Genomic DNA, 24,603 nt, shown 5'->3' on the forward strand with positions numbered 1-24,603 from the left:
CTGGCGGTGCTCACGTGCCTAGGTACGCGAGCACCGCCAGTACCCGTCTGTGGTCGTCGTCGGACGGCGGCAGGTCGAGCTTGGTCAGGATGTTGTTGATGTGCTTGCTGACCGCCTTCTCCGTGATGACGAGGCGGTCGGCGATCGCCGCGTTCGAACGCCCCTCGGCCATCACGGCCAGTACCTCCCGCTCGCGCGGGGTCAGCGTGGCGAGCTGTGAACGCCGCCGCCCGCCGCCGAGCAGCTGCGCCACCACGTCCGGGTCCATCACGGTGCCTCCCTCGGCCACCTGGCGTACCGCCTTGACGAAGTCACCCACCTCGCCGACCCGGTCCTTGAGCAGGTACCCCACCGCACCCGCGCCATCGGAGAGCAGCTCCTTGGCGTACACCGGCTCGACGTACTGGGAAAGGATCAGGACCGGCAGCGCGGGCACCGCGCGCCGGGCGGCGATCGCGGCCCGCAGCCCCTCGTCCGTGAAGGTCGGCGGCAACCGCACGTCGAGCACCGCGACGTCCGGGCGCAGCGCGGCCAGCGTCTCGGCGAGCCCATCGCCGCTCTCCACGGCCGCGATCACGTCAAACTGGTACGCGGACAGCATGCGCACCATCCCGTCGCGCAGCAGCACGAGGTCTTCGGCGATCACGACGCGCACGGCAACTCCATCTCGATCAGTGTGGGACCGCCGACCGGGCTGCTGACCCGCACCGTCCCGTCGAACGCGGCCAGCCGCCGCTCGATGCCGCGCAAACCGGTGCCGCGGCTGGGATCGGCGCCGCCCCGCCCATCGTCGCGCACCCGAAGCACCACAGTGGACCCACTGTCCGTTATGGACAGCGCGATCCGCTCGGCGCGGCTGTGCTTGATGGCGTTGGCCACCACCTCCGACAGCACGAAGTACGCCGCCGACTCGACCGGCGCGGGCAGCCGCCGCTCCAGCCGCACGTCCAGGTCGATCGGGATGGAGCTGGCCATCGCCAGGGCCTGCATCGCGCCCGGCAGCCCGCGGTCGGCGAGCATCGGCGGGTGGATGCCGCGTACCAGGTCGCGCAGCTCACCCATCGCCTCGCGCGCACCGGCACGGGCGTCGGCCAGCATGGCGCGCGCGGTGTCCGGGTCGGTCTCGAACAGGTCCTCGGCCATCCCCAGGTTCATGGTCAGGGCGACCAGCCGCGCCTGCGCGCCGTCGTGCAGGTCGCGCTCGATGCGGCGCAGTTCGGCGGCGGACGCGTCGACCACGGCGGCCCGCGTCTCGGCGAGCCGCTCGACGCGGGCGGCCAGCCGGGTGGCCGCGGTCGGCGCCAGCAGCCACCGGGCCAGCCACGCCTCACCGGCCAGGTACCAGCGGGGCACCCCGTACGCCGCCAGGCCGATGAGGATGCCGAGCGGGATCACCAGCCAGGCGGTGCGCTGGTCGTCGACCTGGATGCCCTGGTACGACAGGTCGTCGACGCTCGGCGGCAGCACCCACCGCACCAGCGGCATCAGTACGCCCTGCACCGCCGCCGGCCACAGCCCGAACACCATCATGCCGATCAGCGCCACCGGCAGCTGGACGACCAGCCAGGCCAGGTCACGCCAGGTCGCCGGCTCGGTCAGGATGGTGCGCACCTTGCGCAGCAGGCCGTCCGGCAGCGGCGCGTACGGCGCGGGGACCGCCGGGGTGGCGCGGCGGCGCTGCACACCGGCCAGCCGGCGGGTCAGGCCGACCACCTCGACGAACACGGGCAGCCCGATCCAGACCAGGCTGAACATGAGCGACGCGACGGTCGCGAAGAGCAGCAGGAAGCCGGCCAGCCCGATGCCCGCGCTGACCAGCACCTGCCGGAACTCGCGCCACGCCCGCTCCCTGATCCCCTTCACCACCGCTAATCCTCCCTGATCACGCGGAGGGGGTGGCGACCAGTTCGCGCTCCGGGGCGGGCTCGGGTGCCGGACGGACGCGCGCCGGCCAGAACGCGGCACGGCCGAGCAGCGCCGTCAGGGCTGGCACCAACAGCCAGGACAGGACGAACGTGGAGACCACAATGCCTACCGCGACCGCGAAGCCCACCTGGGCCAGCGCCGGCGACACCACCAGCGCCCCGAACGACGCCGCCAGGATCACACCGGCCGCGGCGACCGGCGGGCCCGCGTGGCGCAGGGCACGCGCCGCCGCCTCCCGGGCGTTGTATCCGGCCCGCATCTCCTCACGGATCCGCGCGATCATCAGGATGTTGTAGTCGGTGCCGATCGACGCCACGAACATGTACACGATCAGCGGGAGCGTGAACGCCAGGCCCGGTTCGCCCGCCAGCCCCTGGAAGATCACCACTGAGGCGCCCAGCGTGGCCAGGAACCCGCCCACCACAGCGGCCATCAGGTATGCCGGTGCGAAGACCCCGCGCAGCATCAGCAGCAGTACCACCCCGATCAGCGCTCCCGCCGCCGGGAAGATGACGCGCATGTCGGCGCTGACCACGTCACGCACGTCCGCGAACGTCGACGTCTCCCCGCCCACGTACGCGCTCACGCCCTCCGGAGCCGCCGCGTCGGCGGCCGGCCGCAGGTCGCGTACCACCTCGTCGAGCGCCTTCTCGCTCAGCGGGTCCGCCGACAGCAGCAGGTCGACGCGGGCCACGTCGCCGTTGACGGCCACGCCGCCGACTCCGCCGACGATCGGCACCTCCGTCAGCTTCCGCGCGTACGCCGCCACACCCTCCTCGGTCAGGCCCGGCCCGGTCAGGTACACCGAGGTCGGGCTCAGCGTGCCGGCCGGGAAGCCGGACTCGAGCCGCTCCAGCGCGCGAGCCGACTCGGTGCCGCCGGGCATCGAGCCCATGTCGTAACTGGCCTTGTAGTTCAGCGCGCCGAGGCTCAGCACCGCCAGGATGCCGGTCGCCACCAGCGCCACCAGCGCGGGGCGCCGGCTCACCAGCCGCCCGGTCCGCGCCGCGAGGCCCTCGCGCGGCTCCCGCCGCCACGCCTTCGACGGCCAGAATGCCCGGTGTCCGAGCAGCGCGAACACCGCCGGGATCAGGGTCAGACCCGCGAGAACCATCACGAGTACCGCTACCGCGAGCGCCGGACCCAGTACCTGGAACGAGCCGAACCCGGACAGCAGCAGCGCGCCGAACGACACCGCCACGGCCAGCGCGGACACCGCGATCGCCTCGCCGACCCGGCTCATCGCCGCCACCATCGCGACCTTGCGGTCCTCGCCCAGGCGGAGGCGTTCGCGGTACCGGAACAGTAGGAACACGACGTAGTCCGTGCCCACCCCGAACAGCACCACCGGTAGCAGGCCGGTCACCGACGAGTCGAGCTGCGTACCGGTCACCTTCGCACCGAGGGCCAGCAGCGCCACCACGCCCTGCCCGACCAGGGCGATGATGAAGATGTTGAGCAGGGCCACCCACGGGCTGCGGAAGATCACCACGAGTAGCACCACGATCATGACGAGCATCCCGGCGCTCACCAAGATGTCGAGAATCATGGTGTCCTTGGCGGCGGCCGCCTCACCGGTGTACCCGAACCGCAGCTCGCTGCCCAGTACCAGAGCCCTGGTCCTCTCGCGCAGCTCCCCGACGGCGCGCAAGGTATCCTCGTGGCTGGCACTTTCGGTAAACGCGACCTCCGCGAGCTGCACCTTGCCATTCGGCGACACCAGCTCCGGTGAGGTCGCGAGGCCCTCGACACCGGCGACGCGGGCGCCGTCGAGCGCGGCCACGACATTCCCCGCCTTCTCGCGGTCCGCGGCTCCGAGCGCCGCACCGTCCACTCTGGACAGCACGAGTACCGCGGTCGCGCCAACCTCATCCGGCTGCGGAAACGCCTTGTCGGCAAGCTTCTGCGCCTGCGCCGACTCGTAGCCGTCCGGCAGGAAATCGGCCTCGTCGCTGCCCTCCACGGCCGCCGGCCCGTCCGGCCCGAGCACGGCGAAGCTCAGCCCACCCAGGGCGATCACCGCCACGACCCACACCAGGATCACCCGCACCGGGTGCCGTACCACGGCTCCCCCGAGTCTTTCGAACACGTCCCGCTCCCTTCACATCGACAAGATCGACGCTATGGGTCGGGACGACCGCCATCGATGGTGCGCGAACGCCTCTTGATGGTGGTGCCAGCACCCCTGTTTTCTTGGAGGAACCCGTGTCACACAACCTGATCGTCATCGCCGGAGGTCCCGGCGCCGGCAAGACCACGCTGATCGAGGCGCTGCGCGCGGCCGGGTACGCCACCGCGCCCGAGGCTGGCCGCGCGATCATCCAGGACCAGGTCGCCATCGGTGGCCCCGCGCTGCCCTGGAAAGACCCGGCGCTGTTCGCCGAGCTGATGCTCTCCTGGGACCTGCGCTCGTACCGGTGGGCGGCGCGGCGGGACGAGCCGGTGTTCTTCGACCACGCGCTGGCGGGGCTGGCCGGGTACTACCGACTGATCGGGCGGGAGGTGCCGGAGCACGTGTACGCCGCGGTGGCGGCGTTCCGGTACAGCGGGCGGGTCTTCGTGGCACCGCCGTGGCCCGAGATCTACCGCACCGACGCGGAACGGCGGCAGAGCTGGGCGGAGGCGGTGCGGACGTACGAGGTGGTGACGGGCGCCTATGCCGAGGCCGGGTACGAATTGGTGGAACTGCCGCGCGTACCGGTTGGCCAGCGGCTGGAGTTCATACTCCGTGAGTCTTTCGATGTTGGTCAAAATCGGGCGCAGACAAGGCGGCTCGCGTAAGGCAGACTGTCGCGAGTGGAGGCTCAGCAACTGTTGAATGGCCGATACCGGTTGGAGGCTCGGATCGGCCAGGGTGGCATGTCGATCGTTTGGCGAGCCACTGACGAGGTGTTGCGCCGGCACGTAGCGGTAAAGGTGCTGGCAGGGGCGCTCTTGGCCGACCCCGCCGCCCGGTTGCGCATCCAGGCCGAGGCGCGTGCGGCCGCCCGCCTGGCACACCCGCACGTGGCGAGCGTCTACGACTACGGCGTCTCGGCCGGCGACGACGGCGAGCCCGAACCGTTCGTGGTGATGGAGCTGCTGCGCGGGCCCACGCTGGGCAAACGCCTCGCCGGCGGGCCGATCCCGGTGCCGGAGGCGCTGCGCATCTGTGCCGAGGTCGCCAGTGGCCTCGCCGCGGCGCACGAGGAAGGCCTGGTACACCGCGACATCAAGCCGTCCAACGTTGTACTAGCGCCTTCCGGCGCCAAGGTCGTCGACTTCGGCATCGCGGCCGCCGCCGGGCCCCTGGAAGACCTCGACGAGGGCAGCCGCATGGTCGGCACCCCGGCCTACCTGGCTCCCGAGCGCGTGGTCGGCGGCGACGTCATGCCCGCCTCCGACGTGTACGCCGTCGGCCTGCTCCTGCACGCGGTGCTCACCGGCCGGCTGCCGTGGCGCGTCGAGACCACGACCCAAATGCTCAAGGCGCACGTGTACGTCCAGCCGGAGCCTATGCAGCCCGTCCCCGGCGTGCCACGACACGTCATCGAACTGTGCGAGCAGTGCCTGGCCAAGGAGCCCGCCAGACGCCCATCGGCGGCCGAGGTCGCGGCGGTACTGGCCCAAGCGGCCGGAATCCCGCTGCCCGGTGCCGGCGTCGGCAGCGTTCCCCCGGCGCTCCCGCCTCTCCCGCCCAACGCGAGCCCCGACGAGCAGGAACGGCGCGGCGCCCACCGCCGCGACACCGGCAGCGGCCTCGGCCCAGACGCCAGCGGCAGCCCGCTCGGCGCGGGCGCCGCCCGCGCGGCCGGATCCGTCACGCCCGACGGCGCCAGCGGTGCCGCCTTTGGCACCGGCGCCTCGGCTAGCTCCGCCGCCCACGGCATGGGCGGCCCCGGCGCAGGCAGCGTGAGCGGGTCCGGCGCGGCCGGACCTGGCGCGGCCGGCGTCGGCGGGCCCAGCGCGGGCATGGGCGGCTCCGGCGCAGTTGGCGTGGGCGGACCCGGCGCGGCCGGCGCGGCCGGCGTGAGCGGCGTGAGCGGCGTGAGCGGCGTGAGCGGCGTGAGCGGCGTGAGCGGCGTGAGCGGCGTGAGCGGCGTGAGCGGCGTGAGCGGCGTGAGCGGCGTGAGCGGGTCCGGCGCGAGCGGCGTCGGCGGACCCGGCGTCGGCGGGCCTGGTGCTGGCGGCTTGGGCGGACCCGGCGTGGGCGGGCCCGGCGCGGCCGGGAACCAGCGGGGCGGGGCGCGGCGCGGCGGCAACCAGCGCTTCCCGGGCGGAGCCGGCGCGGCCGCCGCAGGCGCCGACGGACACGGCACGGGCGACCCCGGCGGCGCGGACGGCCATGGCGAAGCGGACGGACTCGGCGGCGCGGACGGATCCGGCCACGACAGCGGTGCGCGCCGGTCCACCGACGGCGGTTCGGGCGGCCGCGGCGGCGCGGGGTCCGCGAGCGGGGGCGGCTCGGGGCGGCGCGGCGACAGCTGGCCGGGCGCCGGTGGGGATGGGTCTGACCAGCGCGGCCGGCTGGCGTCGGGCGGTGTCGGGGATGGGCCGTCTGGTGACAGGGGCGGTTACGGCGCTGGCGACCGCGGCACGGGTGAGCGCGGTGCCGGGCTCACCACGGACGAGCGGGCGCTGAGGCGCGCTGCCGCGGCGGGTTCCGGCGGTGGGGACGGGCCCGAGGCGGCGCGCGGCGCGGCCAACGAGCGCGCCATTGGCGCGGTGAGCGGCGGCAACCAGCGTCAGCCCGGCGGTGCTGGGCGCGGCGGCAACCGTGGAAAGCGGTGGCGGCTCGGTGCCGTGGCCGGGGTCGTGGCTTTCCTGCTCATCACGGTGATCGCCGTCCTCACGTTCGCCGACCCGGCTGGCAATGGCCGCGGCGCGGAGGCGCAGACACAGATCTCGGCCACCGCACAGGGCGACGCCTCGCAGGATCCGGGCGATCCGGGCGGCTCACCGCCCAAGGCGCCGCGCCCCGGCACGTCACCGATCCCCGGCACGAATGGCGCCACTCGGCCGGGTTCGGGCGCGACCGCGGCCAGCCCGCCCCCTAACGGCGGCGGCGTCACGACCAAGCCGTCACCGGCCACCTCGGTCGAGGAGACGGCCCAGCCCACAGCGCAGCGGCGCACCATCACCTCCGAGGGCGGCAACGTCGTAGCCGAGTGCACCGGCACCATCGCGCGCATCGTCAGCACGGCCCCCGCCGACGGCTGGACGGTACGGAAGATCGACGCGGGCCCCGCGTCGAAGGTGCGGGTGTGGTTCAAGGCGAAGAACCAGGTGAAGGTCCAGATCGGCTGCGTCGGCGGCGTACCAACGCAGGAGTGAGAGACACCCGCGCCAGCCCGCCGCGACCGAGCATCGACCGTGCGGGCATCGTGCAGGGCGGGCTGCCGGCCGGGTGGCGGTCGTCCGGCGAGAGCACTCGGTCACGTACACGCCGCTGTGCGCCAGCCGCCACCGTCCGCTGGCCAGGCGATGCCGGATCGCCTTCTCGGACAGGAAGCGCAGTGCCAGCCGGCGGCTCACCATGCCATCCTTGGCGAAACAGGAGGAAGTCGAAGTCGCCCGCCATGTCGGGTCGAAAGCGGCGAATGTCGTCGATGCTCCGCAGCGCTGCCATGGCACGCAGTGTGGCGCCCAGGTACGACAGCGGGCAGCCAGTCGCCACGGACCGAATGGACATTGTCTCGCGTCGATGTGTCGGCCTATCGTGAGGCGCATGGGGCGTCGGATTCTCGCTGCGTTGATCGTCAGCTTCGTGCTCGTTGGAGGGCCGGCGGTGCCGGCTGCCGCGAGCGTCGTGTTCACCGAGGACTTCGAGAGTGGGAGCACCGCCGCGTGGCAGTTCGCGGGCGGGCGGTGGGGGCTGGCGAGCGACGGCTCGCGGGTGCTGCGCCAGACACTTCTCGGTATCGAGCACGCCCGCGCCACCGCCGGTGACGCCGCCTGGACCGGATACACCGTGGCGGCGCGGGTCAAGCCGACCTCGATCAGCTTCGGGCGCTCGGCCACGGGCATCGTGGCGCGCGCCGGCACCGGCGACCAGGGGTACCTGCTCGCGCTGCGCCCCGGCAACCGGGTCGAGCTGATCCGCAGCCGGGGCGGGCTGCGCACCGTGCTCGCCACCGCCGCCCTGACCGTGCGCGCGGGTACCTGGTACGGGTTGCGGCTGCGGGTGGACGGCGACCAGCTACAAGGGACGGTCAGCGGCGCCACCGGCACGGCGACCCTCACCGCGACCGACGCGGGACTGGCGGCTGGGCCGGTCGCGCTGTTCACCGACCGTGCCGCCGCGACGTTCGACGACGTCGTCGTCGACTCGATCCCGCCGCCGCGCGACACGCAGCCACCGTCGACTCCCGGTGTGCCGCGACTGCTGGAGGTGACGCCGACGACGGCGACCATCACCTGGCCCGCCTCGACCGACAACGTCGGCGTGACCGCGTACTGGGTCTACTTTGGAACGCAGTTCTACGAGGACTACCCGGTGCGGCAGGTGCCGAGCAACGCCCCGGTGACGCTGCCGATCGGCGGCACCACCGGGTACTCGCTGCACTTCTCGGTACGGGCGGTCGACGCGGCCGGCAACCAGTCGCCGCTGGGACAGCGGGTCACGTTCCCGCAGCCACCGACCGTCCCGCGCACGGGGCAGGACACCGTGCCGCCCACCGCACCCGGCACGCCCGTCGTCACCGGCATGGAAGGCGGCAGCGCGGTCATCACCTGGGCACCGGCCACCGACAACGAGGGCATCGTGGAGTACCACGTGGTGCACGCGTTCAACTTCGACGAGGTGCGCGTACGGGCCAAGGTGCCGGGCACGGTCACGTCGGCCGTGGTGACGCCGGCCTCGATACCCAATCAGGTCTGGGTCATCGCGTACGACGCCTCGTGGAACAGTTCACGGAGCGCGGCCATCACGCTGACGCCGACCACGACACCGCCCACGCCGTCACCCAATTGACCGCTAGTCTTTCGGACATGCGGGAACTCGTCGAGCGCAGTGTCGCTCGGGTACGCCGGGAGGAGTCGGACGCGGTCGCGATGTTCCTATGTGGAAGTCGCGTGCGCGGTGAGGCCGGCCTGTTCAGTGACTTCGACTTCGACGTGCTGGTACCGAAAGGACCACGCGACCGCGCGATGGAGTGGTTCGACGGGCCGGTACGGGTGTCGGCGTGGGTCCGCGACATCGACCTGTGGCTGGCCGAGCGAGACGTGCCGCAGGAGTGGGCGTTTCACCTGCCCTGCGAAGACCTGCTCCGGCTGTGCTGGAGCGCCAGCGACGAGTGGCGGGAACGGTTGGACCGCAAGGCACTGCCCCATCGCGCCGGCACGCCGGAGCTCGACCACCTCATCGGCGACGCCGCCAAGGTGGCCAACGCCCGCCGTGCCGGTGACGAGTTGGGACTGCGGCTGGCCGCGCAGGACCTCGCACGCTCCTGCCCCGCGCTGCTGCACCCGGTCAACAAGGTGTCCCCGGTGCACAGCCGGCGCGCCGCGCTGCGGGCGGCCACCGAGATGGCGGTGGCTCCCCCCACGTACCAGGAAGACCTGCTCGCGTGCCTGGGCCTGACCGCGGGGCCGACCACGGCGGCGCAGGTCTATACCGCCGCCGGGCGCCTCGCGCTCGGCGTCCTCGACATCCTGGCCGCCCACGACGCGACCTACGCGCCGCTGCTGCCCGCGGACCTGCTGGCCGACCTACGAGCCGGCGTCCTGCGCTCCTTTGTGGAGCGTGCCTTCGGTTAGCCGGTCGCGCACCGCGAGATAGACGGCGCGGACGGCGAGGGTGCGTTCGACCTCGTCGATGACCGGTGCGAAGAACTGGCGCCGGTGCTCGGCGTCGCTCATCGAGGTGACCGCGAAGTACATGCTGCCGAAGCCGGCCAGCAGCGTGGCGTTGCGCAGCAGGGCGACCGGGACCCCGGGCAGCAGCACCGAGCGTGCGGGCTCCTCGCCGATCCACTGCTTAGCCGTCTCCGGCGTCACCACGAGCAGGCCCAGCACGAAAAAGACCACGAACAGCGCGAGGCCGACGACCGCCGCCTGCACCAGCTGGCGGGTAGCGAGCATCAGGAGCAGGTTGCGAGCCTGCCGCCCGTTCAGCGGCACGGCCTCGACCGAGCCACCGGGCGCGATGTCGTCGACCGGCAGGTCGGCGAGCGGGGTGCGCTCGCAGGCGGTGGTCAGCCGGGGCGCGCTGAGGTCCTGCTCGACACGGCCGATCTCGTCGCGCAGCCGGGCGGCCGCCGCCAGGATCGTCACCGCCGCGAACAGACCCACCACGAGCCCGAGCCGCCACCAGTCGAGGCGGTTCATGGCCTGCCACAGCTCGCCGGTGAAGAACAGGAACGTGGTCACGAACAGCAACGCCGGCAGCGCCCGCCCGAACAGCCGCACGCTGTTGCTCAGGTCCACAAAGGCGTGTCCGATCGCGCGGCGCAGCAGGGCGCCCAGGCCGTACGTGGTCGCGAGCCACGTCGCGACGAACGCACCAGCGAAGAAGATGACGAAGCCCAGGAAGCCGACCACGTTGCCGCCCGGCGGCGTGATACCGCCGTCGACCGCCAGCTGGAGCAGCGGTACCGCCAGCGGCATGAACGCGTACGCGCCGAGGATGGGGACGGTGGCGCCGCGGGGGAACCGGGGCAGCCGCCGGACGAACCGGCCGATCAGGAACCGGACGAGGAGTACCGCCGCTACGATCCCGGCCAGCAGCAGCCAGCGAGACCGGCCGGCGGCGCGAAGCGGTAGGAGCCAGGCCAGGCTGGCGACCGCCACGACGGCCAGCGCCGGCAGCATCCGGGGCAGCACGTGCGTCCCGAACGCGTACCCCTCGATCATCGTGGGGGTGCCGCGCCGGACGAACCAGCGCTCGGTCCGGCGCACGACGGTGCGCGTCGCGGTGAGTGCCACCTGCCGATCATGCCGGTTTCGCGGCGGAAGCGGGTGTTCAACGCGGAGGTAATCTGCTGGGTATGCTGCCCGCCGCCACCCCTGAAGAGCACGGCGTCCCCTCCTCGGCCCTGATGGCCTTTCTCGACGCGGTCGAGGAGCGGATCGACGCGTTGCACAGCGTCGTGCTGGTGCGGCACGGCCACACGCTCGCGCGGGGCTGGTGGGCACCGTATCGGGCCGACCGGCCGCACGCCCTGTTCTCGGTCAGCAAGAGCTTCACCGCCACGGCGGTCGGGCTGGCCGTCGAGGACGGGCTGCTGTCGGTCGACGACCTGGTGGCACCGCTGTTCCCAGACGCGCTGCCGGCACGGGTCGACGACCACCTGGCCGCCCTGCGGGTACGCCACCTGCTGACGATGACCGCCGGCCACGCCACCGACACCACCGACGAACTGTGGAGGGAGCCCGACGGTGACTGGGCGCGCGCGTTCCTCGCCCAGCCGTTCACGCACGAGCCGGGCACCACGTTCGTCTACGACACGCCGGCCACCTACATGCTCTCCGCTATCGTGCAGCGGCTGACCGGCGAGACAGTCCTGGACTATCTACGCCCGCGCCTCTTCGAGCCGCTCGGCATCACCGAGCCCGCGTGGGAGACCTGCCCGCGCGGCGTAACTGTTGGTGGGTGGGGCCTCAGCCTCCGTACCGACGAGGTGGCGCGCTTCGGCGAGCTGTACCTGCGGGACGGGGTCTGGCGAGGGCGGCAGCTCGTGCCCGCGTCGTGGTTACGCGCGGCGACCGCCTCACAGGTGGCCACCGGCGCACTGGACACTGTGGACTGGCAGCAGGGCTACGGGTACCAGTTCTGGCGATCCCGCAACGGATACCGGGCCGACGGCGCGTTCGGCCAGTTCTGCCTCGTGCTGCCGGAGCATGACGCGGTGGTGGCCATCACGTCCGGCACCCCCGACACGCAGGCCGCGCTCGGCCTCGTGTGGGAGCACCTGCTGCCGGCCGTCGCCGACGGGCCGCTGCCCGCGGACGACAGCGCGGTCAAGGCACTCGCCGGCCGGCTCGACGGCCTGCGCCTGCCGACCGTGGCCGGCCGCGCCTCCACACCGTTGGCACCACGGGTGTCCGGCCGCCAGTACCACGTGGACGGTGAGTCGGGCACGATCACGTTCTCCGCGGAGCCTGGCGGGGCGGCACGGCTGGTCCTGAAAGATGAACGCGGCGCGCATGACCTGGCGATCGGATACGGGGAGTGGCTGCCCGGCACGGCGACCGTCGCGACGGGGCAGACGGTGGCGGTCGCGACGAGCGGAGCGTGGACGGCCGACGACACCTACGTCGCGCACGGGTACGCGGTCGAGACGGCGTACCGGCGCACGTTGACCTGCACCTTTGATGGCGACCGCCTGACCGTGGAGTCCCGCGACAACGTCTCGTTCGGCCCGACCGAACACCCACCCATCATCGCGACCTGCCGTTCACAGCCCTGATCACGAAGTGGGGTGTTAGGCGTACCAGCCTTGGACGTCGACCAGCAGGTGCAGGGTGCCGGTGCTGCCGTTGACTATGCGAATCTTGCCGTCGGTGCCGGGGACCAGCTTCAGGGCGTTCGCCCGCCACACGCCCGCATTGAAGTCCATGATGGACACCGCCGGCTCGGTCGCGCCGACCGGCCACGCCTTCAGGTAGCCGGACTGCTCCTGCCTGGTAACCGTCACGTTGATCGCGACGGCCGTCGCGCCCGCGGGGATACCGTTGGCGCCGGCGACCACCACGTCCACTGTGCCACCCGCCGGTACCGGCGTGCCCGTCCCGGCCGTGCGGGTGTCGAGGACGCGCACCGCCGCCGGATTGAGCTCGGCGCCCGTCGCCGCGCTGCCGGTGTAGTACCCCTGCACCGCCACCGTCAGGTGCACCGCCGAGCCGCCCTTGTTGTAGAAGGTGGCCTGGCCGTTCGCCGCCAGCTTGACCGTCGCGCCCGACTGCGTCGACCCGGTCGCATAGTTCAGGATGCCCTTGCCGCTGGCCGTACCGGCCGGTGCGGCCGCCAGCCAGCCCGCCGCGGGGGCGCCCGGCACCAGCAGGTTGACGGCGACGGCCGCAGCACCGGCCGGCACTCCGCCGCCGGTCAGCGTGACGGTGCGGGTGCCGCCGGCCGGGATCGTGCCCACGGTGGTGCTGAGGCCGCTGCGGGTGTCGACGACCCGGGTGTGCGCCACCGGCACGAAGCCACCGCCGGTCGTCGCCGAGTAGTAGCCGAGCACGTCGACGACGATGTTGGTGTCGCCCGCGCTGTTGTACGCCACCAGTTTGCCGCTGGCGCCCACCGGCACGACGGCGACGTTGGAGATGTTCTCGCCGGCGCCCACGTTGATAAGGGACAGGCCGTTGTGTGGCCGCCCCTCCGGCCATACCTCCAGGAAGGTGGCGGCGGTCGGCGCGTTGGGTGCCACGCGGACCTGCACGGCACGGACCCCGGAGGTCGGGATGCCGCCCACGCCGAGCACCGGGAACGCGGTCATGCTGCCGGGTCCGCGCTTGCCGGTGGTGCCGCCGGTACCGTCCCTTGTGTCCAGTACACCGGCGGGTGTGGCCAGCGGCACGAAGTCCAGGGGCGCGGGTGCCGGCTCGGTCCGCGGCGCGGTGATGAGGTACTGGCTGTTGGCGACGTTCCAGTGGTTGGCGAGCCAGCTACCCGGGACCGGGTTGGTGCTGAAGTAGTCGTCGTGGTTGCAGTCGAGCAGGTTCTCCGGCGCGTCCGCGCACACCTTGACGATGCCGCCCGGCGGGTCTGGGATGCCGCCGTCGTCGTAGCACATGATGTCTTCGTCGTCCCAGCAGTGCCCGTGCGCGCTGGCGTTCGGGGCGCCCGGGAGCACCGCGCCAAGGGTGTGCAGCAGCTCGTGGCCGGTGGTGGCCCAGCTCCAGCAGTTGGTGCCCATGGTGGCCAGATCGGGCCCGGAGTTGTACCGGTTCTCGGCTCCCGGCCGGTCGTCCTTGGCGCCCGGACCACCGCCGCCGAGGCCGCACCACGCGGTGGTCTCCGCGTACGCGACGTACTTGCGGTTGGTGCTGTTGTAACCGGCGTTCTTCAACGCGGTGAACGTCGTGCCGAAGTTGGCCAGCGTGCCGTTGGCCACGACCACGCCGGTGACGGTGGGCTTGCAGGCCCGGTCGTGCGCCCAGCGCACCCGCCGGTACCCGCCGGTCTCGGCCGCGCTGTCGATGAAGGCCTGGTCCACCTGGGTCGCCCACTGCTGGAACGTGGGTCGCAGCGTCGCCAGCCGGTCGGTCTGCGCCGTCTCACGCACGTACAGGATCTGTACCCGCTTGCCGCTGGTGCCGTCGCCGTCGCAGGCCACTTCGCCAGGCGCCGCCGCGAGCGTGGTCGGGCTCACCGGGTCGGAGCTGATCCAGCGCTCAGCGGGACCGGGGTCCTCGATCGGAGCGCTGAGGACGGTTGACGCGGCCGAACCGCCGACGGGCGTACCCAGTACCAGGCATGTCACCGCCGCGACCACCGCGGGCAGCGTGCTTCGCCGCATTCCCATGTGCTGTGCCTCCCCAGGCGGTGATGTCACCGGCATGGAGGCTGCCAGGCGGCGCCATCGCGCCGCCACCGCGCGAGCATCACAGGTCGACCGGCGTGGGCTCTCCCAGCGGCAGCCAGCGGATCGCGTCGCGGATCTGGGCCGGTGCGGCGGCGAACTCGCGTTCGGCCGCCTCGCGGCCCTGGCGGAAATGCAGCCAGCCCTCGTAGTGCACGGGGACGACGGTGCGCGGCTGGACCAGTCCGCACAGCGTGACGGCCTCGCGTGCCGTCATCGTGTACCGGACCGGGCCGGTCAGCGGAAACTGGACGCCGCCCAGGTGGAGCAGCATCACGCCCACCCGCAGCCGCCCGGCGACCGCTCGCACACCGCCGTACAGGACGGTGTCGCCGGTGACCCACAGGTCGCCGTCCCGCTGTCCGGGCCAGCGCAGCGGCGGCCGGGCGCGTCGAACGTCGGGTCGGTCAGGATCCGCCACCCGCCGACCTCGATGAGCGCGGTCGGCCCTCCGATATGCGTGACGCGGACGCTATCGGGCATGAGCGAGTGCCCATTCCAGTACGTGGTCGGCGATCTGCTCCCAGCCCTTCTGGGCGGGCAGCAGGTGCGCGTACCCCTCGTACTCCTCGACCTCGGTGACGGTGTTCGACTTGTAGTGCTTGGCGTTGGAGCGTTGGACGGACGGCGGCATGATGTGGTCCTCGGAGCCGGAGACGAACAGCAGCGGCGCGCGGGCGTCGTTGTGGTAATCGACCCAGGTGTCCTGGTGGCCGGGCTGGAAGTTGGCCAGCACCCCGCCCCACAGGATGCCACCGCTCGCCGGGATGTGGTACCGCTCGTACAGCGCGCGCCCCTCCTCCTCGCTGAACGTGTTGGTGAACGCGTACTGCCACTGCTCGAACGTCAGCCCGACCGCCTTGTGCCGGTTGGCCGGGCTCTTCAGCACCGGAAACGTCGACTTCACCTGAGACAGTGGCACGACCCGTACGCCTTCGGTGGGCGCGGAGTTCAGTGCCACGCCGGACACGCCGAGGCCCTGGTCGAGCAGGATCTGGGTGAAGGCACCGCCGGCGGAGTGGCCGATGATGACCGGCGGCGTCGCCAGCTCGCTGATGACCGACTTGAAGTGGTCGATGATCTGCGGGACGGTCACCTCGACGATGGGCGTGGGGTCGGCGTTGAGCGCCTCGACCTCCACCTCGAAGCCCGGGTACGCCGGTGCCAGTACCCGGAAGCCCTTGTTTTCGTAGTGCGCTATCCAGTGCTCCCAGCTGCGCGGCGTCACCCAGAAGCCGTGAACCAGGACGATCGTGTCGGGTTGCGGAGATGCCATGGGAAACGATAGGCCCCGGAAACATTTCCCGAGCAGACTGTGCGTGCACCGCTGCCGACTCAGGGTGCACGAATGGGGTGCGTGAATGGGATACGTGCTGGACACGGCGGACCTTCCGGTCGTAGACCGGGCCGAAGCGGTCCACGCGGCGATGATGTACGCCTCGGCGCCGTGCCACGTCATCCACGAGCACCCCGACCGGCCGATCCACACCCGCCTGGAGGTCCGGGAGCTCGGCCGCGCCAACATCTTCACCACCCGGTCCACCGGCATCCGCCTGCTGCGCACCGCCAAGCAGGCAAGGCATGACGCGGCGCCGGTGATCGCGCTGTCGGTGCAGCAGCTCGCCGACGGGCGGCACGAGCAGCTGTCCCGGCGGCAGCTCGTCTCGCCCGGCGAGCTGATGGCCGTCGACCTGTCGGCGCCGTACGACTTCGCCTGGTCGGGTGACGGCGCCGCGGGCTGCGTCCAGATCCCGTTCGAGCAGTTCGGCCTGCCGGTCGACGTGATACGGCGCGCGCTTGGCAACCTGCGCGCCAGCCCGCTGTACGACCTCGTCACCGACCACGTCGCATACCTGGCGCGCCACGCCGACCGGCTCGCCACGGACCCGGGCGCCCCCGCGCTCGCCACGGCCACCGTCGAGCTGGCCCGGGCGCTGCTGGCGTCCGCCGGCTATCCGGACCGGCGCTCTCCCGAGGTGCTGGCCGAGACGCTGCTGAGCCAGGTCCGCGCCTACGTCCGCCAGCATCTGGCCGATCCGGATCTCACGCCGGCCCGGATCGCCGCCGCGCACAACATCTCGCTCCGCCAGCTGTACAAGGTCTGCGCCGCCGCCGACCTCAGCCTGGAACAGTGGATCATCGGCGAGCGGTTGCACGGCGCCCGCGAGGAGCTGAGCCTGCCCGAGCACCGCCAGCGCCCCATCGCGGTGATCGCCCGCCGGTGGGGATTCCGCGACCCGACGCACTTCGCCCGCCGCTTCCGGGCGGCATACGGCCTCCCGCCCCGCGAATGGCGCCGCCTCTCCACCGACGGGTAAAAACAAGATTTCGAGCTGCCGCGACGCCCGTCGCGGGCGAGACCGTCGCTCCCGCGGCCTCACCCTCCGCGTCCACCAAGCCCCCATCGGGGTGGGATTGCCCGTTCGCCCGCGAGCGGCCCTGAGCTGGGCAGATACTGGCCGCATGAGCGCCGAAGAACTCAGGAAAGCGAACGCACACTTCTACGACGAGGTATTCCGGCGGCGGAACGTCGACGCGATCGACGACCTGCTCTCGGACGACTTCGTGGAGCACATTCCCGGTCCGGGCCAGCAGACGGACCGGCAGGGCACCAAGGAGTTCATAAAGAACGTCCTGGACGCGTTCCCGGACATGGACCTCGAGATCGAACACGACGTCGTAGAGGGCGACACGATCGCCTCGGTGGTGCGGTTCACCGGCACGCACGAGGGCGAGTTCGCCGGCGTGCCCGCGACCGGCCGGCGCGTAACCGTCTACGTCACCGACTTCGGGCGCATGCGCGACGGCAGGTGGACCGACCACTGGGGCCTGGTCGACGTCGGCGGCCTCATGGCGCAGCTCGGCGCGGGTCCGGGCGGCACTCGCTAGCCGTCGCAAGACCGGCGTTTCGCCGAGGCGCTAGACCGGCCCTGGCGACGCCGGTACCGTACGTGTGCTGGCGGCAACGTGTCTTAGTACATAGTCACCACGCGCACTTCTCGGTTTCATTCCGCTATGGGTTCCAAGTCCAAGCCGAGGTATTCCTCCCCAGCGTCCGATCTCGATGTAGCCCTTCACTGCGTGGCCGAATTCGGCCAGTGGATCAGGAGCGCAGACTCCAAGGCCGCCGCGTTGGCTGCCATTCAGGGTCTCCTGCTCACCGCGCTGACCGATCGGCTGACGTCGGTTGCGAAGACGCTGCCGCCGAATACCTTCGTGGCTTGGGCCATACTCCTGGCGTTAGCAGGTTTCGTGGGATCCATGATCTTTGCCTTCATCTGTCTTCTCGGTGCACAGCTACCGCGCCTGACCTCTCCGGCAGAGCGCGCTTCGCGCATCGCGTTCCCGACTGTTGCCCGGGTCGGCACCGCACCGGTCAGGATGGAAGAGACGGAGCAGCGTATACACGCATGGCGCCAAGCCACCACGCTAGCTGGCATCGCGACTGCGAAGTACCGCTGGCTACGACACGCCGTCATCGCCAGTGCCTTCACCGTCGGCGCTTTCCTCGCACTACTAGGGCTTACCGCGACGCAGGTCCCGCCGCGGTAGGCCAGCATCGTCAATGTCCGGACTTCATCTCGTCTGACGGCGCTTCGGGTTCCCATCGGGCACCCGAAGCGCTCAGAGCCTCCCACAGCCGGCGCAGCGCATGATCTCGAATCGGATCTAGGTCGGCTGGGTTGTAGAGGTCGGCGCCCATGAGGTCGCTGATCACCTTACGCGCCTTCTCGAAGGAGTTGTCGTTGCGACGCTCGAGCATTGAAATGACGGCACTGATGTCTTCAGGGTGCTCGATCAACTGTAGAATCACGAAGCCAACACCGTCGCGCTCTAGAGCTTTTACGTAGAAGTCCATCCGTTGCTGCTTCAAATTCAGCCGGTGCGCGGCATCCAGTTGTTCCAGTTGCCGACGCAGATCGGCCAGTTCGGCATCGTGTCGATCTTGCAGAAGCCTAAGATCGTGATCGAGCAGCGCCTGTTCCCGAGCGCGGCGGGACTCGGTTCGCCGGGCGAGATGCTCCTGCGCTCGATCATCCAAACTCAGATCCACCGCACATGACGACAACACAATACCTTGATCAAGCATAAATGGCGCGGCCTTGAGATCGCTGTTGAGTTCGTCTTCGGCCATCGCGCAAGACTCAATCGCATGCTGACGGCTTAGGGGACGGAGCCTCTGATCCAGGAATGGCCAGAAGATCGCCTTGACATCTCGGATACCGAGTCGAGCAATGTCATCCGGACCGTGAACCGCCCAGGTTAGATACATGGTCACCCGGAACCTGAATGCCTCCTCGGCGGATGGAAGTTCGAACTTTAATGTGATCGGATGATGTGCCGTATCGATCTCAAACAACCGATACGACTTGCGTAGTCGTTCACGGAGGGACGGCAACCTGCCACCTGATTCCGATAGTCCGCCATCGTGTATATACACGATCCTGGTGTTGCCACGAGAGTGATTACTGAGCGCACGAAAACCAAAGAAGGGAACGGCGGAGTCTCTAATAATCGGATTGAGGTCAGGCTGCGTCATCGCGCATCCTCTCGGCTCGTAGTGCATTCAGCAGGATGTGGGCGGTCGCTGGGCTCGCATTGGGTTCGCTCGACCACTTCCGAAGGTTGAAACGGAGCGAACGCAAATCTCGTTCAGATTCTGGAATCGCCGCTACCTGAACACTCAGCGGCTCCCGCACGTGCGGGTAACGCTCTGCCAGGCACACCCAATGATGAAGTACACCCATGGCGGCTTCGTCGAAGTTGGGCCTATTAATCGCCTTGCGCCACAATCCGGCTACAACTCCTCGATATGCCGGCACGTCTCTGACACGCCACAAGAGTCTCGGCCACAATGCACCAGTCTCTGGATCTGTGTATTCGCGGTCAAGTGCGATTTGAAGGAACGTCGCCAGCGATGTTCGAATACGCTCGATATTGCGATCGGTCGCCCAACGGTTAACGCTATCCAACACAAGGTATGCCTGGGCAGGGTCGGACGACGCAAAGAGATCGGTGGCGGCCTGGCAGATCGTCTGCTTAAGCCTGTAACTAACGGAGTCTGCCTGCTTTTCGAGAATCCTGAGCGCGCGACGAGTGTCGCTGGCCCCCACGCTGCCCCCCAGCGCCGCAGCTGCGGTCAACTGCAAAGGCAACGGTCGTTCCTCGTCCACCCAGTCCTCGACAAGGTTCCAAATCACCGCCGCTTGATCGGGCCGAAGAGCGGGCACCCGCAGCGCCGAAACCGCAGCTTGTCGGTCCTCCCGCCGCCAACTCCCCGCCCATCCCAACAACACCTGCTCGTACGTCCGGTAGAAGTCCAGCGCGGCCACCATCCCGACTGCTGTAGCGGCGCTTGCCCGCACTCGGGCGTCGTTGCCCATCGCCAACTCTCGCAGCCAAGCGAGCAGAATCGGATGCAGACCGGGATAGTCTTCCCATAGGAGCTGCAATAGTCGCCTTGGATACGCGTTGAGATCCGATAGAACAACCCGCGCGGACACTTCGCCGTAGCCCGTGTCCTCACGGCCCTCGGCCACTCGTGCGCGGACCGCCGCCAGAAGATCCTGCGTCGTACGCGCGAACGCACGAACGCGCGGCGGCTTATGTGGACGCCGAGCACGCTGGATGTGGCTATGCAAGAGCCCTCCAGCCTCCGCGACGGTGGCGAACGGAAGTCCGTTTAGGACCGCCAGCGCGATCGCGAAGGTCTGGTCCTCCGCTTCGGGCAACGCTCGAAACCAGGCCGTGAATCGCTCCTTCGAGGGATCGGCGGCACAGACCGTTTCGACGTCGACCTCGCCCAGTACAGCCGGCCGCAGTCTTACTGCGAGCCGGTACACCTCGTCGAGGCCGCACCTCTCGGCAGCCAGATCCGCGAGCACAGCGCCAACAGCAGGCTTCGCCACCACATCGCATGCAGCCGCGTAATGTTCCTCACCGACCTCTGCGAACAATTGACTTTTCAGCACGTCGGCCGCGACCGGCGGGGCATCCAACTCCTGCGCGAACGACGCCAGCCCCGGACTCAACGCTGGGAGGTCGAGAGCCGTGACGACCACGACTCGGGACCGTCTGCGCCGCAGACGACCGACAAACGATTCAAGGTCGATAGCATGAGCATCTGCGGCTGCCACGATCTCAACGAGATACCCCGTCTGATCGTGCAAGCTGTCATCATCGACCTGGACAAGATCAGCCAGTCTTCCAACCCTGCGGACGCCACCCTCACACATCGCGTCCAACAGGTGCAGCGCCGTCCATGCCTTTCCATAGCCTGCCGGACCAGCAATTACCAGCGCCGCCTTCTCCACAAGCTTCCGCCATAGCACGGTGTGCCCTGGACGACGAACGAATCTTTGGCGTACCTTCGCCAGTACCTCAGGTGGGACCGGCTCGAAGCGCTCACCACCCGACAGCGAGGGTGAGGCGTAGATGTAGTTGTATTGATGAGCCACCTGCTGATGGCCGGCAAGGGCACCGAGATTCCGGAAGGCCGCCTCCTGCGCCAGCGCTTCGAGATTGCGCGACCTCCGACTGGACTCGTCGGTCACCGCTGCCATCAGGCCGGTAAGGGTTCCGACGTCCTCTGCGTCGGCCTTGTCCGAATCGCCTTCGCCAGACTCCGCCTTGGTGGAAGCGGGCTCCATCGCGGCTTTGTCGGCAGTCTCGCGCTCATTTATCTTTGACGATCCTGGGCTTGCCTGATCGCCGTCCTTCTTGGTCTCCCTCACTCTTCGTTCGTCGTCCATCGCAGTCACCCGCGGCCGCTTGAGCCGCTGTTGGTCACGATGTGCCCGCTGTTGATGGTGCCACTGTTGGTGTTCTGCCTGCCTCCCACCATGCCACCGGAGACACCACCGTTAATGAAGAGGACATCGCCGGACGGGGTATCCCGCTGCGAGCCGGCGACCGTGTCGGTCTTCGACGGTTCGTCGGGTTCGATGACCGGAGGGTGCCGAAGTCCGGGCACGCCTACCCAGGCCAGCATGCGGCCGCGCTTGAGATCAAGATCGACACACCGAAACCATGTGGGATCGTCGGCCGGGTCGCTACAGAACGCGCCGCGATAGAATTCGTCCGAAACGACGACTACCATGCGCGCTCGTGGCGCTGCGGCCAGCATTTGCCGAACACGATCGTTGTTCACCATGCCAAAGGCACGATCAACTTCAGCGCCGCTTGAACCACGTTTGTCCCGGGTGACCTCTCCGCAGTGCAGGACGAGGCGCAGGCGCATCGGGGCGTCGCCAACCTTACGGTCACCGAGCGCCCGGTCAAGCTCCGCGACAAAAGGTGGCCCGAGCCGCCTCTTGGCAATGGCGCCGGGCACAAGCAGGTAAACCCCATCGCCTCGATCCTCTATCAGGTCCTCGCTCCACTCGACCCCACTGAGGTGAAGGCTGTTGCGCACGATGCTGTGGAGGACCTCACGTACGACTGGCTTCTCCTTGTCCGACAGCGATCCGCTGCCCTCGACGTCTACGACAATGATCGAGAAGTGGTGTGTGTCAAGCATCTGGACGACTCCCTCAAGATGGGTCTGTCGCCCGTGTCTATACTTCAGCTCCATCGCAGTCTGTGGATTTTTACTCACTCATGCTCGGAATGACCGATCAGCCGATCCATCCTCTTGATCACGATTCGACGTCGCCCTGTGAGGACCGTGCCCTCCTCCCGCAGCCGGCGTAGCGCCTTCGCCACAGCCTCGCGGGACGCGCCGGTAGCTTCGGCGATCTCCTCCTGCGACAAAGCCAGCGAGATCGTCACGACGCCATCCACCCCCGGCTGGCCGTGTGTCTGCGCCAACTCGACGAGTAAGAGCGACACCCGCTGCGGAACGTCGAAGCCGCTGAACTCCAGCCGACGACGATCGGACTCCCGTAACCGCGTCACGACGGCGGCGAGGACGGCAAGCAGGGCATCGGGATTGCTTCGCAGGTGTTGGCGGAACGTCGACGTCGCGATGAGCCGGGCACGAACATCATCCAAGGCACGCACCGTGGCGGAGTGCGGCTGCCCATCAAGGGCAGCAAGCTCGCCAACGACCTCTCCGGCGCCGCGCAGTCCGAGCAGCGCCTCACGCCCATTGCTGACCGAGGCCGTAATCTTGACTACGCCAGATGTAATGATCGCAATATGTCCGGAGCGGTCGCCTTGCGCGAGAAGCTTTTGTCCGACTCCGAATCGAACTGGACGCCCAGCCGGAAGTAGCTCCGCCAATCGCTGACGAAGGTCGGGGGGCAGAAGAGACGAAGTTAGCCCAGATACTGCCATTCGTCGCCCCTTCCGCCAGGGACCACCCAGTACCACCGTCGAGGTGAATGTAGTCCTACATCGACGGTGCAGGCTATTTCTGGAGCAGTGCCAGCTTGGCGTAGAAGTCTTGGAGCATGAGGCGGACGTCGAGGTGGGTGTAGACCCGGATCGGGCGGCCGTCCGGGCGCTCCTCGTAGCCGCCGTCGCCGGTGATCCGGGGCGCGGGGCGCACCACGTGCCGGCTCGACGAGGTGTCCGGGTGGAAGTTGGACTGGAGCGTCGAGAGCAGCACGAGCGGGCTGTCGCCCATGATGTACGTCTCGCCGAGGCCCCGGCCTGCCTCGGCCAAGTACTCGCCGACCGCGCACAGCCTGTCGTACAGGTGCTCGCCGATCCGGCCCGCCGGCCGCACGTACGCCTCGATCTCCGCCATGCCCGCGATGGTCTGGCGGTACGCGTCGCGGGGCACCTGCCACAGCGGTATCGGTGAGTCGAAGACGACCTGGGCGGCCGCGATGTCGATGCTCAGGTTGTACTCGGGCCCGGGCGTGTCCGGTGGCGGCGACGCCAGGTCGGGGTACTCGGGGCCACCGATCCAGATCGCGGTCAGCCGCTCGGCGATGCGCGGCTCCATCAGGTAGGCGCTGGCCAGTTCGGTGAGCCCGGCGCCAAAGGTCGCGTACAGCGGCAGGTCGGTGTCGGTGCGCATCGCCTCCGCGACGATGGCCTCGGCACCCGCGGAGGGGCGGGGCGTAAGGGTATCGGCGAGGGCCACATTGGACCCCGGGTACGCCGGCACCATCCGCTCCATGATGGACAGTACCTCGACGACCCGCTCGTACGACTCGTCCGCCGACCGCCGCGCCGGGTTCGCCGGGTCGGCGGGAAGGTGCGAGCCGATGATCGCGCGCAGGTCGGCGGCGGGCGAGAGCAGTTGGTGTACCAGTTGGGCGAGCCCGTCCGGGTCGCCGCAGTAGTCGTTGTCGGTGACGACGCGGCAGCGCGGGCCGCCGTACGGCTGGAATCGCACCGCCGTCACGCGCCCGCGATGATCCGGTTGGCGCAGCTCCCGAGCCCGTCCACGGTCGTGACGAGGCGCTGGCCGGCCCGCAGGTACCGGGGCGGCTTGCGCGCGTGCCCGACGCCGCCCGGAGTACCGGTCGCGATCACGTCACCGGGCTGAAGGGTGACCATCGTCGAGATGTACTCGACCAGGGCGACCGGGTCGAACAGCAGGTCACCGGTGTTGTCGCGCTGCACGGTCTCGCCGTCGAGCGCGGTGCTGATCTCGACCTTCGGCCGTACGCCGCCGGGCACCTCGTCCGGGGTGACCAGGTACGGGCCGAGCGGCGTGGTGGCCTCCCAGGTCTTGCCCTGCAGCCACTCCTTGGTGCGGTACTGCCAGTCGCGGCAGGTCACGTCGTTGAGCACCGCGAAGCCCGCGATCGCGTCTTCGGCCGCGGTGCCCCGGGCCCGGCGCACCGGCGTGCCGATGATGACGGCGAGCTCGCACTCCCAGTCGAACGCGGCGGTCTCGGGCGGGAGCACGATGTCGTCGCCGGCGCCGACGAGCGCCTCGGCGTACTTGGCGAACAGCGTCGGGTACTCCGGCAGGTCGCGGCCCATCTCCAGGATGTGGTTGCGGTAGTTGAGGCCCACGCAGACGATCTTGCTGGGGCGCGGCACCACGGGCGCGTACTCGGCACCGTCGAGCGGGTACGCCGGCCCGCCGGCGACGGCCCGCCCCGGGCTCGCCAGGTACTCCCCCACATCGGCGGCGCCGAGGTCGACCAGGTGATCGTCCTCGACCCGTACCGCTCGGGTGGCGCCATCGGCGGTGCGGATGGTGGCCAGTCTCATCGGTGCGGTCCTTCCACGCGGCAGGCGAACAGCATCCTCCCGAGAGGGCTCC

At 69.8% G+C, this 24,603-nt stretch carries 21 protein-coding genes and 1 pseudogene; 8 read left to right on the forward strand and 14 right to left on the reverse strand.

Annotated features, from left to right (window positions below; translation table 11 throughout):
• Positions 1-10 precede the first annotated feature (10 nt).
• The 3 genes from QMG73_RS10395 to QMG73_RS10405 are packed head-to-tail and all read right to left on the reverse strand — an operon-like array spanning position 11 to position 4,015.
• A complete protein-coding gene (locus QMG73_RS10395; RefSeq protein WP_281894044.1) occupies positions 11-655 on the reverse strand; it encodes a LuxR C-terminal-related transcriptional regulator in 645 nt (214 codons plus the stop codon).
• Positions 643-1,863: a sensor histidine kinase gene (locus tag QMG73_RS10400; protein ID WP_281894045.1), complete on the reverse strand. Its 1,221-nt coding sequence runs from the start codon at positions 1,861-1,863 to the stop codon at positions 643-645. The genes QMG73_RS10395 and QMG73_RS10400 overlap by 13 nt, the downstream gene beginning before the upstream one ends.
• 19 nt (positions 1,864-1,882) lie before the next feature.
• Positions 1,883-4,015: an MMPL family transporter gene (locus QMG73_RS10405; protein WP_281894046.1), complete on the reverse strand. Its 2,133-nt coding sequence runs from the start codon at positions 4,013-4,015 to the stop codon at positions 1,883-1,885.
• Between the two features lie 116 nt (positions 4,016-4,131).
• On the opposite strand from QMG73_RS10405, the gene QMG73_RS10410 reads away from it, so the two are divergent.
• The 4 genes from QMG73_RS10410 (at position 4,132) to QMG73_RS10425 (ending at position 9,663) form a co-directional block, all read left to right on the forward strand.
• Positions 4,132-4,707, forward strand: coding sequence for an AAA family ATPase (locus QMG73_RS10410; protein WP_281894047.1), 576 nt, complete (start codon positions 4,132-4,134; stop codon positions 4,705-4,707).
• A 15-nt stretch (positions 4,708-4,722) separates the two neighbouring features.
• A complete protein-coding gene (locus tag QMG73_RS10415; RefSeq protein ID WP_281894048.1) occupies positions 4,723-7,239 on the forward strand; it encodes a serine/threonine-protein kinase in 2,517 nt (838 codons plus the stop codon).
• A gap of 394 nt (positions 7,240-7,633) precedes the next feature.
• A complete protein-coding gene (locus tag QMG73_RS10420) occupies positions 7,634-8,878 on the forward strand; it encodes a hypothetical protein (RefSeq protein ID WP_281894050.1) in 1,245 nt (414 codons plus the stop codon).
• Positions 8,879-8,895: 17 nt separating this feature from the next.
• Complete coding sequence (locus tag QMG73_RS10425; RefSeq protein ID WP_281894051.1) at positions 8,896-9,663, forward strand: nucleotidyltransferase domain-containing protein; 768 nt, start codon at positions 8,896-8,898, stop codon at positions 9,661-9,663.
• On the opposite strand, the gene QMG73_RS10430 is transcribed toward QMG73_RS10425, so the two are convergent.
• The gene (locus QMG73_RS10430; RefSeq protein ID WP_281894052.1) at positions 9,616-10,830 is read right to left on the reverse strand and encodes a hypothetical protein; all 1,215 of its coding nucleotides are present in this window, start codon (positions 10,828-10,830) and stop codon (positions 9,616-9,618) included. The two genes, QMG73_RS10425 and QMG73_RS10430, sit on opposite strands and share 48 nt — an antisense overlap.
• Positions 10,831-10,892: 62 nt before the next feature.
• Here QMG73_RS10430 and QMG73_RS10435 point away from each other — a divergent pair, with 62 nt between their 5' ends.
• Positions 10,893-12,314, forward strand: a complete 1,422-nt coding sequence (locus tag QMG73_RS10435) for a serine hydrolase domain-containing protein (RefSeq protein WP_281894053.1) — start codon at positions 10,893-10,895, stop codon at positions 12,312-12,314.
• A 15-nt stretch (positions 12,315-12,329) separates the two neighbouring features.
• Here the strand turns inward: QMG73_RS10435 and QMG73_RS10440 are convergent, their stop codons facing one another.
• The 4 genes and pseudogenes from QMG73_RS10440 to QMG73_RS10450 all read right to left on the reverse strand — a co-directional run bounded on the left by QMG73_RS10440 (position 12,330) and on the right by QMG73_RS10450 (position 15,708).
• Positions 12,330-14,375 carry a hypothetical protein gene (locus tag QMG73_RS10440; protein ID WP_281894054.1) on the reverse strand — a complete coding sequence of 682 codons (2,046 nt, stop codon included), beginning with the start codon at positions 14,373-14,375 and terminating at the stop codon, positions 12,330-12,332.
• A 79-nt stretch (positions 14,376-14,454) separates the two neighbouring features.
• Complete coding sequence (locus QMG73_RS10445; RefSeq protein WP_281894055.1) at positions 14,455-14,853, reverse strand: MBL fold metallo-hydrolase; 399 nt, start codon at positions 14,851-14,853, stop codon at positions 14,455-14,457.
• A pseudogene (locus QMG73_RS46355) lies at positions 14,814-14,915 on the reverse strand (MBL fold metallo-hydrolase); the annotation flags it as partial. The gene QMG73_RS10445 and the pseudogene QMG73_RS46355, both read right to left, overlap by 40 nt.
• Positions 14,905-15,708 carry an alpha/beta hydrolase gene (locus tag QMG73_RS10450; protein ID WP_281894056.1) on the reverse strand — a complete coding sequence of 268 codons (804 nt, stop codon included), beginning with the start codon at positions 15,706-15,708 and terminating at the stop codon, positions 14,905-14,907. The pseudogene QMG73_RS46355 and the gene QMG73_RS10450, both read right to left, overlap by 11 nt.
• A gap of 85 nt (positions 15,709-15,793) precedes the next feature.
• Between QMG73_RS10450 and QMG73_RS10455 the strand changes: the two genes are divergently transcribed.
• The 3 genes from QMG73_RS10455 (at position 15,794) to QMG73_RS10465 (ending at position 17,984) form a co-directional block, all read left to right on the forward strand.
• Positions 15,794-16,750: a helix-turn-helix domain-containing protein gene (locus tag QMG73_RS10455; protein WP_281894057.1), complete on the forward strand. Its 957-nt coding sequence runs from the start codon at positions 15,794-15,796 to the stop codon at positions 16,748-16,750.
• 145 nt (positions 16,751-16,895) lie between these two features.
• Positions 16,896-17,321 (forward strand): ester cyclase, encoded by a 426-nt coding sequence (locus QMG73_RS10460; protein ID WP_281894058.1) that lies wholly within the window; start codon positions 16,896-16,898, stop codon positions 17,319-17,321.
• A gap of 192 nt (positions 17,322-17,513) precedes the next feature.
• Positions 17,514-17,984 (forward strand): Pycsar system effector family protein, encoded by a 471-nt coding sequence (locus tag QMG73_RS10465; RefSeq protein WP_281894059.1) that lies wholly within the window; start codon positions 17,514-17,516, stop codon positions 17,982-17,984.
• A 10-nt stretch (positions 17,985-17,994) separates the two neighbouring features.
• Here the strand turns inward: QMG73_RS10465 and QMG73_RS10470 are convergent, their stop codons facing one another.
• The 6 genes from QMG73_RS10470 to QMG73_RS10495 all read right to left on the reverse strand — a co-directional run bounded on the left by QMG73_RS10470 (position 17,995) and on the right by QMG73_RS10495 (position 24,551).
• Positions 17,995-18,972, reverse strand: a complete 978-nt coding sequence (locus tag QMG73_RS10470) for a hypothetical protein (RefSeq protein ID WP_281894060.1) — start codon at positions 18,970-18,972, stop codon at positions 17,995-17,997.
• Entirely contained in the window at positions 18,959-21,184 is a 2,226-nt protein-coding gene (locus tag QMG73_RS10475) for a hypothetical protein (protein ID WP_281894061.1), read from the reverse strand. The genes QMG73_RS10470 and QMG73_RS10475 overlap by 14 nt, the downstream gene beginning before the upstream one ends.
• A 5-nt stretch (positions 21,185-21,189) precedes the next feature.
• Positions 21,190-21,951 (reverse strand): hypothetical protein, encoded by a 762-nt coding sequence (locus QMG73_RS10480; RefSeq protein ID WP_281894062.1) that lies wholly within the window; start codon positions 21,949-21,951, stop codon positions 21,190-21,192.
• A gap of 74 nt (positions 21,952-22,025) precedes the next feature.
• Positions 22,026-22,709, reverse strand: coding sequence for a Crp/Fnr family transcriptional regulator (locus QMG73_RS10485; protein WP_281894063.1), 684 nt, complete (start codon positions 22,707-22,709; stop codon positions 22,026-22,028).
• Between the two features lie 73 nt (positions 22,710-22,782).
• Positions 22,783-23,730: a nucleoside hydrolase gene (locus QMG73_RS10490; protein WP_281894064.1), complete on the reverse strand. Its 948-nt coding sequence runs from the start codon at positions 23,728-23,730 to the stop codon at positions 22,783-22,785.
• On the reverse strand, positions 23,727-24,551 hold the full coding sequence (locus tag QMG73_RS10495; protein ID WP_281894066.1) for a fumarylacetoacetate hydrolase family protein: 825 nt from the start codon (positions 24,549-24,551) through the stop codon (positions 23,727-23,729). The genes QMG73_RS10490 and QMG73_RS10495 overlap by 4 nt, the downstream gene beginning before the upstream one ends.
• Positions 24,552-24,603 lie beyond the last annotated feature (52 nt).

Source organism: Phytohabitans aurantiacus (assembly GCF_027923225.1).
Lineage (GTDB): Bacteria > Actinomycetota > Actinomycetes > Mycobacteriales > Micromonosporaceae > Phytohabitans > Phytohabitans aurantiacus.

Coding starts and splice junctions, on each gene's coding strand:
- QMG73_RS10425 (WP_281894051.1), top strand. CDS start 8,896: ATGCGGGAACTCGTCGAGCGCAGTGTCGCTCGGGTACGCCGGGAGGAG.
- QMG73_RS10480 (WP_281894062.1), bottom strand. CDS start 21,951: ATGCTTGACACACACCACTTCTCGATCATTGTCGTAGACGTCGAGGGC.
- QMG73_RS10450 (WP_281894056.1), bottom strand. CDS start 15,708: ATGGCATCTCCGCAACCCGACACGATCGTCCTGGTTCACGGCTTCTGG.
- QMG73_RS10485 (WP_281894063.1), bottom strand. CDS start 22,709: ATGGCAGTATCTGGGCTAACTTCGTCTCTTCTGCCCCCCGACCTTCGT.
- QMG73_RS10435 (WP_281894053.1), top strand. CDS start 10,893: ATGCTGCCCGCCGCCACCCCTGAAGAGCACGGCGTCCCCTCCTCGGCC.
- QMG73_RS10455 (WP_281894057.1), top strand. CDS start 15,794: ATGGGATACGTGCTGGACACGGCGGACCTTCCGGTCGTAGACCGGGCC.
- QMG73_RS10420 (WP_281894050.1), top strand. CDS start 7,634: ATGGGGCGTCGGATTCTCGCTGCGTTGATCGTCAGCTTCGTGCTCGTT.
- QMG73_RS10470 (WP_281894060.1), bottom strand. CDS start 18,972: ATGACGCAGCCTGACCTCAATCCGATTATTAGAGACTCCGCCGTTCCC.
- QMG73_RS10475 (WP_281894061.1), bottom strand. CDS start 21,184: ATGGACGACGAACGAAGAGTGAGGGAGACCAAGAAGGACGGCGATCAG.
- QMG73_RS10495 (WP_281894066.1), bottom strand. CDS start 24,551: ATGAGACTGGCCACCATCCGCACCGCCGATGGCGCCACCCGAGCGGTA.
- QMG73_RS10460 (WP_281894058.1), top strand. CDS start 16,896: ATGAGCGCCGAAGAACTCAGGAAAGCGAACGCACACTTCTACGACGAG.
- QMG73_RS10440 (WP_281894054.1), bottom strand. CDS start 14,375: ATGGGAATGCGGCGAAGCACGCTGCCCGCGGTGGTCGCGGCGGTGACA.